Source organism: Streptomyces aculeolatus, from assembly GCF_020400605.1.
In the GTDB taxonomy this organism is placed as follows: domain Bacteria; phylum Actinomycetota; class Actinomycetes; order Streptomycetales; family Streptomycetaceae; genus Streptomyces; species Streptomyces aculeolatus.
On sequence record NZ_JAINRD010000022.1, the window covers coordinates 64,409 to 78,399 of the forward strand.

Annotated in this window: 10 protein-coding genes; 4 read left to right on the top strand and 6 right to left on the bottom strand. The window is 73.0% G+C overall.

Annotated elements, in window-relative coordinates:
- Positions 1-60: 60 nt before the first annotated feature.
- Genes LG396_RS29505 through LG396_RS29520 form a run of 4 tightly spaced genes read left to right on the top strand, consistent with a single transcriptional unit; the run spans position 61 to position 3,888 of the window.
- Positions 61-1,371, top strand: a complete 1,311-nt coding sequence (locus LG396_RS29505; RefSeq protein ID WP_225797112.1) for an ABC transporter substrate-binding protein — start codon at positions 61-63, stop codon at positions 1,369-1,371.
- Positions 1,368-2,312, top strand: coding sequence for a carbohydrate ABC transporter permease (locus LG396_RS29510; protein ID WP_018837234.1), 945 nt, complete (start codon positions 1,368-1,370; stop codon positions 2,310-2,312). The genes LG396_RS29505 and LG396_RS29510 overlap by 4 nt, the downstream gene beginning before the upstream one ends.
- A complete protein-coding gene (locus LG396_RS29515) occupies positions 2,309-3,154 on the top strand; it encodes a carbohydrate ABC transporter permease (protein WP_037742805.1) in 846 nt (281 codons plus the stop codon). The genes LG396_RS29510 and LG396_RS29515 overlap by 4 nt, the downstream gene beginning before the upstream one ends.
- Positions 3,151-3,888, top strand: a complete 738-nt coding sequence (locus LG396_RS29520; protein WP_225797113.1) for a hypothetical protein — start codon at positions 3,151-3,153, stop codon at positions 3,886-3,888. Before LG396_RS29515 ends, LG396_RS29520 begins: the two co-directional genes overlap by 4 nt.
- Positions 3,889-3,955: 67 nt before the next feature.
- Here LG396_RS29520 and LG396_RS29525 read toward each other — a convergent pair whose 3' ends face one another.
- The 6 genes from LG396_RS29525 to LG396_RS29550 form a co-directional block, all read right to left on the bottom strand.
- The gene (locus LG396_RS29525) at positions 3,956-6,415 is read right to left on the bottom strand and encodes a phosphoinositide-specific phospholipase C-related protein (RefSeq protein WP_225797114.1); all 2,460 of its coding nucleotides are present in this window, start codon (positions 6,413-6,415) and stop codon (positions 3,956-3,958) included.
- 148 nt (positions 6,416-6,563) lie between these two features.
- Positions 6,564-8,486: a LamG-like jellyroll fold domain-containing protein gene (locus LG396_RS29530; protein ID WP_225797115.1), complete on the bottom strand. Its 1,923-nt coding sequence runs from the start codon at positions 8,484-8,486 to the stop codon at positions 6,564-6,566.
- 135 nt (positions 8,487-8,621) lie between these two features.
- A complete protein-coding gene (locus tag LG396_RS29535; protein WP_225797116.1) occupies positions 8,622-10,844 on the bottom strand; it encodes a glycosyl hydrolase family 28-related protein in 2,223 nt (740 codons plus the stop codon).
- 43 nt (positions 10,845-10,887) lie between these two features.
- On the bottom strand, positions 10,888-11,727 hold the full coding sequence (locus LG396_RS29540; protein WP_026276347.1) for a carbohydrate ABC transporter permease: 840 nt from the start codon (positions 11,725-11,727) through the stop codon (positions 10,888-10,890).
- Positions 11,717-12,670: a carbohydrate ABC transporter permease gene (locus LG396_RS29545; RefSeq protein WP_225797117.1), complete on the bottom strand. Its 954-nt coding sequence runs from the start codon at positions 12,668-12,670 to the stop codon at positions 11,717-11,719. Before LG396_RS29545 ends, LG396_RS29540 begins: the two co-directional genes overlap by 11 nt.
- Positions 12,671-12,680: 10 nt before the next feature.
- The gene (locus tag LG396_RS29550; protein WP_225797118.1) at positions 12,681-13,976 is read right to left on the bottom strand and encodes an ABC transporter substrate-binding protein; all 1,296 of its coding nucleotides are present in this window, start codon (positions 13,974-13,976) and stop codon (positions 12,681-12,683) included.
- Positions 13,977-13,991 lie beyond the last annotated feature (15 nt).

Below are 13,991 nucleotides of genomic sequence, written 5' to 3' on the forward strand. Positions count from 1 at the left end.
TATGACACGAAAGGTCCGTGCTGCCGAAAACCGGCCCGGACCCCAGCGAGAGGAGCCGCAATGGGTTGGGTCGGACCGGGAGGAATGTCGCGCCGCCAGGTGCTGCGGTCGATGGGCGCGGCGGCGCTCGCCGCACCCGCCGCCGGGAGCCTGGCGGCCTGCGGGGGATCGGGCTCGGGGGACTCGTCCTCGCTGGACCTCGTCTATCTGGGTGACGCCACCCAGCAGGAGGCGTTCAACGCGCTCTTCGCGGAGTTCAACAAGTCCAAGCCGAAGGTGAAGATCAAGGCCCGCGGCATCGCCGCCGAGACCTGGGGCAACTTCGCCAACACCGTCTCCACCCAGATCGCCGGCGGCAAGGTCCCCGACATCGTCCAGGTCGCCACCGAGGGCCAGCGGCTGTTCGCCTCCAAGAGCCTCCTGGAACCGCTCGACCCGTACATGGACAGGGACAGGGAGATCGTCGACGACTACTTCGGCGACGCCGACCCCAAGCTGAAGGAGTGGACCGAGACCTACGGCTCCACCGACGGCAAGACGTACTTCATCCCCGGCGGCTACAACACCTCGGTCCTCTACTGCAACACCAAGGTCTTCGCCGACGCCGGCGTCGACTTGCCGGAGGACGGCTGGAGCTGGGACGACTTCCGCGCCGCCGGAGAGCGCATCAAGCAGAAGACCGGCGCGTTCCTGCTGCCCGCCGGCTACGCGTTCCCGTTCCTCGACATCATGCCCTGGCTGCTCACCAACGGCGCCAGCACCCACAACGCCGCCTGGGACGAGGCGACGTTCGACAGCCCCGCGGCCGTCGAGGCCGCCGAGTTCGTCAAGGGACTCATCGACGACGGCCTCTCGCCCAAGCCCGGCGGCGACTTCAACGCCGCGGCCCAGGTCCAGAAGGGCAGGCTCGCCACCTTCGGCGCCGGCCGGTGGGCCACCCTCGACATGCGCCGCCTCAAGCTCACCGACTCCGTACGCATCGTGCCCTGGCCGAGCAACGCCGGGCCCGGCGCCAGCGTCGGCTGGGACGGCTGGCCGATCCTGCGCGCCTCCAAGAACAAGGACGCCGCCTGGGAGTTCCTCAAGTGGATGATGTCGAAGGAGGCCTCCACGTTCTACGCCTCCGCCGGCGGCACCAACATCCCGGCCCGCAACTCCGTCGCCGCGAGCCCCGCGTTCACCGACGACGCCCCCGCCGGCACCGAGAACCTGCCCGCCGCCCTCGGCTACGGCACCCCCATCCCCTCGCCCGAGCGCGGCGCCGAGGCCCAGGCCGCCATCACCCAGGGCTGGCAGGCCGCCATCACCGGCAACCAGTCCGCACAAGACGCCCTGGGCAGCGCCAACGACAAGCTCAGCGGGCTGCTGTGACCCTGACGCAGACACCCCCGACGCGCGCCCCGGCCAAGCGCCCGGCGGCGCGCGGCGGGGGCCGCCTCCGGCGCGGCGACTGGGTCGGGTACGCGTTCCTCAGCCCCGCGCTGCTGCTCTTCCTCGCCTTCGTGGCCGGGCCGTTCGTCGTCGCCATCGGCCTGGCCTTCTTCAGCTGGGACATGCTCACCCCCGCCGAGTTCAACGGCGTCGGCAACTTCACCGAGATGTTCTCCGACCCGTTGCTCTACGAGGCGCTGGCCAACACCTTCGTCTTCGCCTTCGCCTCCGTCGTCACCCACCTCGGCGGCGGGCTGCTGCTCGCCATGGGCGTCAACCGGATGATGAACAGGGCGCTCTCCTACTTCGTGCGCACCACGCTGTTCTTCCCGTTCGTCATCTCCTGGGCCGCGGTCGCGCTGCTCTGGAAGTACGTGCTCGACCCGACGTTCGGCCTCGTCACCCACTACGCGGGCGAGATCGGCGTACAGCCCCCGGAGTGGTTCACCGACCCGGCGTGGGCGCTGCCCGCCATCATCGCCATCGACTTCTGGCACACCATCGGCTTCACCTTCGTCATCATGCTCGCCGGGCTGCAGACCGTGCCGCGGGAGCTCCACGAGGCGGCGCGCGTGGACGGCGCCCGGCCGCACCAGGTCTTCTGGCGCGTGACGCTGCCGATGATGTCCCCGACGATCTTCTTCGCCGCCGTCGTCACCTTCATCGGGGCCTTCCAGATCTTCGACCCCGTGCAGATCATCACGCCCGACGGCGGGCCGGAGAACTCGACCATCACCATCGTCATGTACCTCTACCAGAAGGGCTTCCAGTCCTTCCAGATCGGCTACGCCGCGGCCGTCTCCATCCTCGTCTTCGTGATCATGATGGCCGTGACGCTGCTGCAGTTCTGGGGTTCGCGGAAGTGGGTGCACCAGCAGTGACCGTACGGACCCGCAGCCGCCGGCGCGTACGCCCGGCCCACCTCCTGCTCGAACTCCTCCTGGTCGCCTTCGGACTCGTCATGATCGCGCCGCTTGTGTGGCTCGTCGTGCAGAGCCTCACCGAGGAGCAGGCGGCCTTCGAGATACCGCCCAACTGGATCCCGAAACCCTTCACCACCGAGAACTTCACCAGTGTGCCGGACGCCATCCCCTTCGGCCGGATGGCGCTCAACAGCCTCCAGGTCGCGGTCATCGCGACCGTCGGCTCGCTGCTGGTCAGCGTGCTCGCCGCGTACGCCTTCTCCCGGCTCACCTTCCGCGGCCGGGACGGGATCTTCCTCGTGCTGCTCAGCGCGCTGATGATCCCGGCGCAGATGACGGTCATCCCCGTCTTCGTGCTGATGCGCAACCTCGGACTCATCGACTCGCTGCCCGCGCTCTGGCTGCCCGCGCTGATCAACGTGTTCTCGATCTTCTTCTTCCGGCAGTACTTCAACACCATCCCGCGCGAGCTGGACGAGGCCGCGCGCATCGACGGCGCCGGGCACCTGTGGATCCTCTTCCGGATCATCGTGCCGCTGTCCGGGCCGGCGCTGGCGGCGATGGCGATCCTCACGTTCCAGGCCGTCTGGAACAACTACCTCGGTCCGCTGATCTTCCTCAGCACCCCGGAGAACATGACGCTGCCCGTGGGCCTGGTCACCCTCCAGTCCAGCCACGGCGGCTCGCCGGTGGTGGTGTTCGCGGCGATCACGGCGGTGGTGGTGCCGGTGCTGGCGCTGTTCCTGGTCTTCCAGCGCTCGTTCGTGGCGAGCATCGCGCAGGCGGGGCTGCGCGGATGAGCGGGCACCCGACGGCGCTCCCGCGGACAGACGCCGTGCCGGGCGCGTCCGACGCCGAGAGCGAGGCGCTGCGGCGCGTGCTGCGCGGCGCCTGGCCGAGCCTGCCCGCGCTGGCCGTCGCGGGCGCGGCGGTCTGCGCCGCCGGCACCCTCGCCGTGCTCCTCGCGCCGGGCGTCACACCCGTCTCCGTCCTCGTCGCCGCCGTGCTCACCGGCCCCTGGCTGGCCGCGCTCGGCGCCGCGGCCGACCGGATCGCCGCGGCCGGCGAGGCCGGGATCCGGGACTGGTGGCGCGGGCTGCGCGCGCTGTGGCGGTTCGGCCCCGCGCAGGCCCTGGTGCCCGCCGTGCCGGCGGCGGCGTTCCTGGCCGCACTGGATCTGTGGCAGCAGACGCGGAGCCCGTGGCTGCTGCCCTCGCTGGCGGCCGGCGGCGCGTGCGCCGCGGCCGGGCTGCTCGCCCTGCCGGCCGCGCTGTCGCTCGGCGCCGCCCGCCCGGGGCTGCGCGGCCGGCTGCTGTGGATCTGCGCGCTGCACCTCGTCGCCCGCCACCCGACGCGGTTCCTCGCCGCCCCGTCGCTGGCGCTGCTCGGCCTCGCGGCCTCGCTGCGCTGGACGGCCTCGCTGCTGCTCCTCGTCCCGCCGCTGGTGGCGCTCGTCGCCTCCGCCGCGACGGCGACGGCCCTGGTGCGGCACGGCGCGGCCGGCGCCGGGGGAGGGGAGCCGGGGCGGGGCTGACGCGCGTACGGCGGCGCCGGCACGCCGCCCGTACGCCGTTGGCCCCGGGTACGGCGCGCCGCGCCGCTCAGCCCTCGCGGCGGGCGATGCGCTCGTCGTTGAGCACGTTCACGGCGCCGCGGGCGTCGCCGATCGTGGCGTAGTCGACGGCCACCAGGTTCACCGGCCGGCCGCGCAGCCGCTCGCACTCCCGGGCCCGGTCGAGCACGAAGTCGCGGGCGTTGATCCGGCCGGCGTCCAGGCGGCTGCCGCCGCTGTTGGTGATGAAGTGGTTCATGAGGAACAGCTGCTTGTCCTCGCCGCCGCGGTTCGCCGTGCAGGTCATGTCCTCGGGCGTACGGAACGCGAACGGGGTCTCCATGCCGTACCGGTAGAAGTTGCGGTACCAGGGCGCCGGGCCGTCCGCCTTCTCCGCGAACACCACCAGGCGCCGGTCCTCGTCGATCATCTCGCCGAGCGTGGGCCACGGCGCGTCCGGGTCGTCGTCCGGCGTGAACGCCACGTCCTCCAGCCCGGCCTGGCGCATCGCCGTGCGGGTGTCGGCGCCGCTGATGCCGTCCTGGACCACCAGCGTGACGACGTCGGACGGGTTCTGCTCCAGCCAGTCGCCGATCTTCTGCAGCTCCGGGACCAGCGGCAGCGCGCCGCCGCGGCAGACGGCGTGGCACAGCCATTCGCCCTTGCGGGGCGGGTCGACGGTGTTGAGCACGGAGCGGATCTGCCGCTGCATGGTCGGGGTGAAGTCCGACTCCGCCAGCCGGTCGGTGATCTCCGGCGGCGTCTCCCAGCGGTGGGTGTCGATGAGCAGGGCGCGGACGCCGTCGTTGAGCTGGCCGGTGATCGACGGGTCCTGCAAGGGGGCGATGAACCGGTCCTGGGAGGTGGCCATCGCGTTGTGCGAGGCGAGCTGGGCCACCTCGTCGTAGCGCAGCTCGCACAGCTCCTCGCGCCCGTTGCAGCGGCGGTCGGACTCGCCGCCGAAGGCGTTGGGTACGAAGACGGCGCCGGCCAGCGCCGCGACCACGACACCGACCGCACCCCAGCGGTAGCGCGGCGGCATGGGCGGCGGGCCGGCTGCGCCGGGCGCGGCGGGACCGGGGGGCTCCGTGGCGCCGGGTCCGGGTGCCCCGGGTCCGGCGGTGCCGGGTTCGGCGCTGCCGGGTTCGGCCGGTTCCGGCTTCCGGTCGCTGGGCTCTCCGGCCTCGGGCACGGTGGCCGTGGTCCTCGTGGTCGTCTCCGCCTCGGCGCCGGCCGCCTCCGTCCCGGCCGCCGCCGCCTTCGCGGCGAGTGCCGTTGCCCTGCGGTGCCACAGCCACCCGCCGGCGGCCAGCAGCACCCCCGCCGTCAGCGGTACGGCGGCCGTCGTCAGCGCGACGGTGTAGAGCCGGTCCAGCGCCGTGCGCTGGACGTCGTCCAGGAGCCGGGCGGCGGAGTCCGGCCAGTTCCGCGGCGCGGGCGCGACGCTGCCGCCGATCATCCCGCGCACCACCAGCGCCAGCACGAACGTCAGCGCGCCCCCGCACGCCAGCGCCCCGCCGATGCGCAGCAGCCGCCGGCCCGGGGCGCGCGGCCCGTAGCGCCACAGCACGGCCAGCGAGGCGACCCCCAGCAGGACGGCGCCGGTCTGCACGTAGCCGAGCCCCAGCCGGGTGAAGGAGCGGGCCTCGCGCGCCGGGCGCAGGTCGTCGCTGCCGGTGTCGAACTCGGAGGCCAGGTCCCAGGACACCCCGTCCGCCGTGTTCCGCAGCGCCGAGGCAGCGCTCTCCTCCCGGCCGGAGAAGAGCGCGGGCCCGACCTCCGCGAGCGCCGTGGCCAGGTCGCCGACGCCGAGCGCGGCGAGCAGCCGGGGGCGCAGCTCCGCCCGCTCGTCCGCGGGGACGGCCCGCAGCACCGTGTCGGTGGCGGTCCGCACCTGCGCCTCGGTGAGGTCGAGCGTCGGCAGCCCCTCGGGGCGCTCGCCGTCCGCGATCCGGTTCACGGCGTCGCCCAGGTCGGACTGGAAGGCGGCGTAGTCGGGGGCGGGCTTGTCCTGGAGGTTCGCGACGACGTCGGCGAAGTGGACGTTGCCCACGGCGCCCAGGTTGTCGAGCACCGGCCGCAGGTCGATGTCCAGGGTCAGCTCGTCCTTCTCGCCGCGCAGGTACGCCACCGCGTCCGCGATGACGCCCTCGACGAGGGCCCGCGCGGTGGTCGGCGGCAGGACCGTCTTGAGGTTGGAGGTGACGACGGCCTCGGGCACGGGCAGCCGGGCGAGCAGGTCGCGGGTGACGCCCGACGCCTCGGGGTCCACGAGCACCTGGTCGTAGAGCCGGTCGTAGGCGTGCTCCCGGTCGAGGGCGGCCCGGTAGAAGCCCGCGTCGGCGACGGTGGAGCGGGCCGTGCCGGCGATGACGAGCACCGCCGTGGCGAGCGCCGCCACCGCGAAGGCGAGCCACCGCAGGACGGCGGCGTTCCGCGGCGGCGCGGCCTCGCCGACCCGCCGCACCGTGCGGGCGAGCCGGGCTCTGAGCTTGTCGAACGGGGTCATACGCTTCCTGCCTGCTGTTGCCCCTTGAGCCTACGGGGTGCGCGCAGGAAACGTCCCGGCCACGATCGGACCCGCCGCCGGACCCGGCCCGGAGGGGGCCCGGAGCGGGCCCGGACCGGCCTGGCGGCGGGTTCCGGCGGCGGCGGCGTCAGGGCGCGGCGGGGGCCAGGAAGTCCCGCGGGGCCAGCGCCCGGGCCACGATGCGGGTGTCGCCGATCCAGCCGTAGAAGCCCTGCCCGAACTTCTCGTCGAACTGCGTGGCCCCGACGACGAACGGCTTGCCGAGGGTGGCGATGCCGGTCGAGCGCTGCGCGGGATTGCGGGCGATCTTCGAGCCGTCCACGTAGACGACCGTGCGGCGCCCGTCGTTGACGACGGCCAGGTGCATCCAGCGGCCCACCGGCAGCGTGTGGCTCCACGAGGTGGGGTCGGCGTCCTGGCGGTGCGGGTAGACGACGTACTGGAGGAACCGCTCGGGGGAGAGGTTGAGGCTGCACGTCGGCTCGTCCGGCGACCAGCCCGTGGTCTTGCCGGCGTCGCCGTTGCGGCCCTCCCAGCTCAGGATCCCCATCCAGGCGTGGTCGCCCTCGAAGGGCTCGGGCAGCTTGACGAACGTCTCGATCGTGTAGCCGGACGTGAACTTCTCGCTGTTGAGCGGCGCGCCCGCCGCCGTGGTCAGGACCGCGCCGCGATCCGGGCCCTTCCCGCCGTCGAAGCGCAGGCTCGCGTGCGCCGGCTGGCCCTCGTGGTGGCCGTCCGACCAGGTCAGCGCCGCGGGGCCGCTGTCGTGCAGCCGCCGTACGGTCAGGTCGTTGCCGTTGCCGCTGAGGTCCCGGGCGCGTGCCCCGTCGGCGACCGGCTCGCCGTCCCGGCCGGCCGCGGCCAGGCCCTCGGCGTCGAAGCGCCAGTACGCGACCGTGCCGCGCGGCAGCACCGCGGCCGGCGGCCGGGGCCGCGGCGGTACGGGCGGGGCGAAGCCGGCGAACCGCCCGGCGAAGCCGATCTCCATCGAGAACCGGTCGGCCGGCCCGGTCAGCTCCACCGTCTCCGCCGCCAGCGGTGGCCTGCGCCCCGGGTCGCGGGCCAGGAACCACGGTGAGAACGTCTCCACGTCGATGACGCCGCGCGCCAGGTCGAAGCCGTACAGCCGGATCATCCCGGCGCCGCCGTAGTAGCGGTCCTGGTAGTTCGTGAGGTGCACGTGGACGTCGTTGCCCGCGTCGTTGGCCAGCACCGTGCGCCCCGGCGGCCAGTAGTGCCCGCCCAGCGCCAGGAAGATCTGGTCGTTGCCGCGGATCAGCCCGTCCCACAGCCGCCGCCCGTGGTCGGAGAGCTGCGCCGCGCCGTCGTCGCCGGACCAGGCCAGGTCGTGCGTGGTCAGGATCGCCGGCAGCTTCGGGAACCGGTCCAGGACGCCCTGCGCCCAGCGCAGCCCGCGGTCGGAGATCCGCCAGTCCAGCGCCAGCACCAGCCACTCGCGCCCGCCGCCGCGCAGCACGTGGCAGGTGTTGTAGCCGTCGTCCGAGGCGCCGCGGAACGTAGGCATGCGCCGGTAGCGGTCCGGGCCGAAGTCGTCGAGGTACGGGCTGTCGCCCCGCTGGTCGTCCTGGGAGCCGTCGACGTCGTGGTTGCCCGCGAGCACGCTGTACGGGACCGAGCCGTCCAGGGCGCGGAAGGTGGCGGCGGCCAGCCGGAGTTCGTCGGCCGTGCCGTGCTCGGTGACGTCCCCGAGGTGCGCCATGAACGCGATGTTCGCCTGCCCGCGCTCGGCGCTCAGGTACCGGAACGTGGCGCGCAGCGGCTCGGGGTCGGCGCTGTCGGCGTCGAAGAGGTACTGCGTGTCCGGCAGCACGGCCAGCGCGAAGCGCGGGCTCTCGGCGTCGTACCCGTGCCGCCCGCCGGCCCCGGCCGCCCCCGGCGCGGCGCCGCCGGCCGCCGCCGCGGGGTCGGCCGCCAGCGCCGCCACCGCGCCGGCGGCCGGCACGGCGACGGCGGTCTGGAGCAGCGCCCGTCTGTCGAGGCGGGTGTGCTGCCCGCCGCGGTCCTCTTCCTCTTCAGTTGTCCGGCCCATGGGAACTCCGTCCGCGAGACGTGGTGTCAGCGGCACTGTGCTGATCATCCGTGGCCGCGGGATGGCACGGACCTGAACGACGCCTGTTCTTCGCCGTACCAAAGCGGCCCCGGGCGGGGCCCGCTCCGCGCGTGCTCAGGTCGCGATCAGCGTGAACTCCACCTCGGGCACGGCCCGTCCGCCGCGGGTGTCGCGGAGCGCGGCGCCCCACTGCGTGAACTCCGGCGTCTTGTCGCGGTAGCCGCGGTTGCCGCGCAGCGTGATCCGCTTCGAGTCGCGCACCCCGACCGCGTACGGATACGGGCCCTGCACGGTCGCGACGCGGAAGAGCACGGAGTTCGCGAGCAGGATGTCGCTGGAGCGCTCGATCTCCACCGCCTGCGAGCGCCAGCCGTAGATGTGGTCCTCGGTCTGCAGGCCCAGGAACGACCAGTTCCGGACCCGGCGCAGCACCACCTCGCGGGTCTCGTGGTGCTCGACGGACACCTCGTACAGCCGCGTCGGCACGTCCGTGTCCTCGACCAGCAGCCCGTTCTCCGCCCAGCCGTTGATGCTCCACACGTTGGCGAGGGCGCCGCCCCCGCCGCGCACCCAGATGCCGTACTTGTGCGCGCCGCGGTAGGCATAGCCGGGGTCGCCCGACTGCACGTCCTCCGGGTGCCACTTGACGAACTGCGTGACCACGTCGGCCAGGTACGAACCGGCGCCGGACCGCCACAGCAGGTTCACCGACCCGGGCGTCCGCCGCGCGGTGTCCAGGCCGAGCCCGGTGACCGCGTTGCGGCCGCCTCGCGGGGTGGCGAGCAGGGCGCGCGGGGCGTCCGGGTCGGCGAAGTGCGGGTGGCCGTCGGCGGCGAGCAGCCAGGTCTGCCGCGGGTGCAGCCCGATCAGGTTCGTCCGGGCGCGCAGCTTCAGGGTGTCGGTGAGCAGGTACCGCCCGATGGGCACGAACACTGTCTCGTGCCCGTCCACCGCGGCCTGGAAGACGTCGAGGTCGTCGTCGCCGGCGCCGATCGTGCGGCCCATCTCCGCGGCCACGTCGGCGACGCTGACCCACGTGTGCACCGGCGGCGGCGGGGGCGTGTCGGGGCGCAGCCGGGCGCGGACCGCGGAGCCGGGCGCGCCGCGGGCGACGTCCGCGTACACGCCCTCGCGCCGCGACTCCCGCCGGCCGAGCGCGTTCTCGACGCGCAGCCCGTAGGTCAGCTCCCGGATCCGGCCGGACGGCCGCGGGCCGGGGGTGCGTGCGCCGCTCCGTGCGAGGAGCAGCAGGTCGGGGGTGCCGGTGGCGGTGCAGTCGAGCAGGGTGAGCTGGTTGCTGCGCCGGATCAGGTCGTTCTCGGCGCCGGGCAGCGAGTCGCTGTCGTGGAGCACCGCGACGGCGTCGCCGACGCCGTCGAAGTGGCAGTCCTGGACGTAGAGGTGCTGCCACTGGTCCGGCGCCGACTCGAACGCCCGCGGCGTAGCGGAGAACGCGGTCCGGACGACGACGAGCTTGGCGTCGTTGAACATCGACACCGCCGCCCGGCGCTGCCCCTCGAAGCGGCAGTCCAGCAGCGTCGTCTGCCAGCCCGCGGAGGCGGCGTACGCGTGCAGCCCGACCTCGCCGCCGCGTACCCGGACGCGGTGGATCAGGTTCGCGTTGTGGTCGATGCCCGCGCGGGCGTCGCCCGCGTCGATGTCGAGGTCCTGGAGCAGGCACAGCTGCGCGCCGCCGAAGCGCACGGCGATCGCGTCCGGGTTGCCGGGGCCGATCCGGATGTCGAGGTTGACCAGGCCCGAGCCGAAGGTGTCGTTGTTCGCGTACGACACGGGCCCGCCCACCGGCCGCCGCCGGAAGGAGAACACGTCGCGGGCCGTCCCCGCGGCGTACCCGGGGGTGGCCGGGCCGAGCACGAACTCCGGCCGCCGGGCGCCGAACCCGACGATGCGCACCGAGTCGTGCACGTCGACGGGCCCGGTCAGCAGGTACGTACCGGCCGGGACGAGGACGACGCCGCCGCCGTCGCCGTAGGGGAAGTCGCGGGCGCCGCCGAGGATGTCGCCGAGCTTGTTGGCGATGCCCCGGCGGGACGCCTCGTCGACGGCGGCCCGGAGCGCCGCGGTGTCGTCGCCGGCGCCGTCGCCGTGGACGGCGAAGCCGGGCCCCCCGAGGAGCACGGCACCGGGGTCCGGCGGCCGGGCGGTGTACGTCGAGCCGAAGCGCACCGGGTCCCACGACGGGCCGCCGGCCGGTGCGGCGGCGGAGGGGACGGCGGCTCCGGCGGCTCCGGCGGTGAGACCGCCGAGGGCGAGCGCCGTGCCGCCGGCGGCGGCGCCGCGCAGCACGCCGCGGCGGTTCAGGGCAGATGAGGACATGACGGCTCCGTGGCAGGAGGGGACGTACGGGAAGGGAGGGCGGTCACTTCAGACCGGTGTGCGCGAGGCCCTCCACGAACTGGCGCTGCGCGAAGACGAACACGGCCAGCACCGGCAGCGCGGTCAGCGACGCCGCGGCGAGCTGCACGTCCCACATCGGGCCGCCGTAGGAGTCGGTGAACTGCGTGAGCGCCTGCGGCAGCGTGAACTTCTCCGGCGTGGAGAGGTACACGATCGGCTCCAGGTACAGGTTCCAGCTGTGCAGGAACGTGAAGATCCCCACCGCCGCCAGCGCCGGGCGCGCCAGCGGCAGCGCGATGCGCCAGTAGATGGCGAAGCGGCCCAGCCCGTCCATCCGCGCCGCCTCCTCCAGCTCGCCCGGCAGCGCGATGAAGAACTGCCGCATGATGAACGTCGCCAGCACGCTCGGCGCGCCGAGGACCGGCACCAGGACCAGCGGCCAGTGCGTGTCCGTCATCCCCCAGTCGTTGAACATCTGGAACAGCGGCACGATGGTGACCTCGCTGGGGATCAGCAGGCCGGTGAGGACCACCAGGAACAGCGCGTTCTGGCCGCGGAAGCGGATACGCGCGAAGGCGTAGCCGGCCATCGAGGACACCGCGAGCGTGCCGATCGTCACCACGACCGCGATGTACATGCTGTTCCAGTACTGCTGCGCGAACGGCTGGAGGTCGAAGACCCGCTCGTACGCGCCGAACCCGGGGTCGTCCGGCCAGAGCGACGGCGGGAACGCGAAGATCTCGCTCGCCGGCTTCAGCGACGAGGTCACCATCCACCACGTCGGGAAGACGAACGGGACGAGGAGCACCAGCAGCACCCCGTAGAGCACGAGCCGGGCGCGCCGGGGCAGCTTATGACTCATGGAAGACCCACTTCTTGCGCATCTGCCACTGCACGACGGTCAGCACGAGCACGATGAGGAAGAGCAGCACGGAGAGCGTCGCGCCGTAGCCGAAGTGGTGGAACTCGAACGCCTGCTGGTAGAGGTAGTAGACGAGGACGGTCGTGGAGTTGCCCGGGCCGCCCTGGGTGAGCACCGCGATCTGCGCGAAGACCTGGAGCGAGCCGACCACCGTGATGATCGAGGTCAGCAGGATCGTCGGGCTGATCAGCGGCACGGTGATCCGCACGAACTGCCGCCACCGCCCGGCGCCGTCCACGGTGGCGGCCTCGTACAGCTCCCGCGGCACGCCCTGCAGCGCGGCCAGGAACAGGACCATGTTCAGGCCGACGTTCTTGAAGACCTGCACCACGATCACCGAGATCATCGACGAGGTCTCGCCGCGCAGCCAGTTGGGCCCCTCGACGCCCACCAGGTCGAGCCCGGCGTTGATGCCGCCGTTCTTCTGCAGCAGGAAGCCCCACACGATCGTCCAGGCGACCAGGGAGACCACCACGGGCGAGAAGAACAGGGTGCGGAAGACGATGCTGCCGCGCAGCTTCTGGTTCAGCAGCACCGCAAGCGCCAGCGCCAGGCTCAGGTTCAGCACCACCAGGCCGACGGAGAAGAAGGCGGTGGCGCGCAGCACGCCCGGCAGCTTGGGATCGTCGGCCAGCGCCCGGTAGTTGTCCGCGCCCACCCCGTGGAAGCTGCCGGCCAGCACGTTCCACTCGTGGAAGCTGTACCAGAAGACCAGGCCGAGCGGGATCAGCACGAACAGGACGCTGCCCAGCAGCTGCGGGGCGATGAACAGGTAGCCGGCCAGCGTCTCCCGGCGGCGGGCGGTCCAGAAGGGCCGCCGGGGGCCGTCCCCGCGCGGGCGGGGTCCCGCGGCCTTGGCCGGGGCGCGTTCCAGGGTCGCCATGGCGGCGCCGTCACTTCTCCAGTTGCGGCTGGATCGCCGAGCAGACGTCCTGGAGGGTCTTCGCCACGTCGGCGTCCGGCTTCCACAGCGGGTCGAGCGCGGCGCGTACGGCGTCGAACAGCTCGGCCTGGTTGGTGTGGGTCGGCTTCACCTTGCCGTTCTCGATGCCGCCGATGACGACCTCTTCGAGCTGCGCGGGCTTGAGCTGCGGGTTGCTCTTGGCGAGGGTGTCCGCGTCCAGCTGGGAGCTGCGCGCCTGCGGGAAGTAGCGGCCGAGGGCGGCTGAGTTCTTCTCGTTCGTCATGAACGCGAGGAAGTCGACGGCCTCTTCCACGTTGTCGCCGTTGCCGAGCACCCCGAGGCCGGCCTGCCCGACCACGTCGTACGAGCCCGCCGGGCCTTCCGGCAGCGGCACGAAGTCCCAGCCGAAGCTGTCGTCCAGCAGCGAGGCGCGGCTGATCTGGGTGACGGTCATGGCCGCCTCGCCGGCGAAGAAGTCGGCGGTGGTGCCCGGCGCGGGCATCGCCTCGGCGCCGAAGACCGCGTCGTGCAGGTAGGTCATCGCCTCGGTCATCTCGGGCTCGTCGAAGGCGCAGGTCCCGCCGTCCTCGCTCCACGGCTCGGCGCCCCAGCCGTCCCAGACGGTGGCCAGGTTGTCCCACATCTTGTAGTCGAAGTCGCGGATGACCATCCCGGCCTCGCCGGTCTCGTCCCGTACCGCACCGCCGACCTTCGCGACCTCGTCCCAGGTCCACTTGCCCTGCTCGATCATCTCGGCCGGCGTGGGCTGGCCGGCCTCCTTCAGCATGTCGGTGTTGGCGAAGACGCCGAACGGCGAGGTGGAGAAGGGGTAGGCGTAGAGCTTGCCCTCGTGCTGCCACAGCTTCTTCGCCGCCGGCAGGACGTCCTCGTCGTCCTCGATCTCGGCGAGCGCGCCGGAGGCGACGAAGTCGGGCGCCGAGTTCTCGAAGATCCAGGCCAGGTCCGGGGCCTTGCCGCCGGCTATCTGGGTGGTCAGCGCGGTGGTGTAGCTCTCCACCGGCAGGGTGTCGAACTTGATCTCCTTCACCTCCGGGTTCTGCTTGCGGTAGTCCGCGGCGATCCCGTTCAGGAGCTTCAGGTGCTCCTCGTTGCCGGTCCAGATGGTCATGCGCAGCGTGACCGGACCGCCGTCGGAGCCGGAGCCGCCGTCGGAGCCGCCGCACGCGGTGAGCGCGAGCAGGCCGGCGGCGGCGAGGGCGACGGGCTTGCCGCGGACGAGTGCTCCCCTGCCGGGCCGGGGGTGGAGCGGTGCTGGCGAAGACATGCGGGTGCCTCCTTG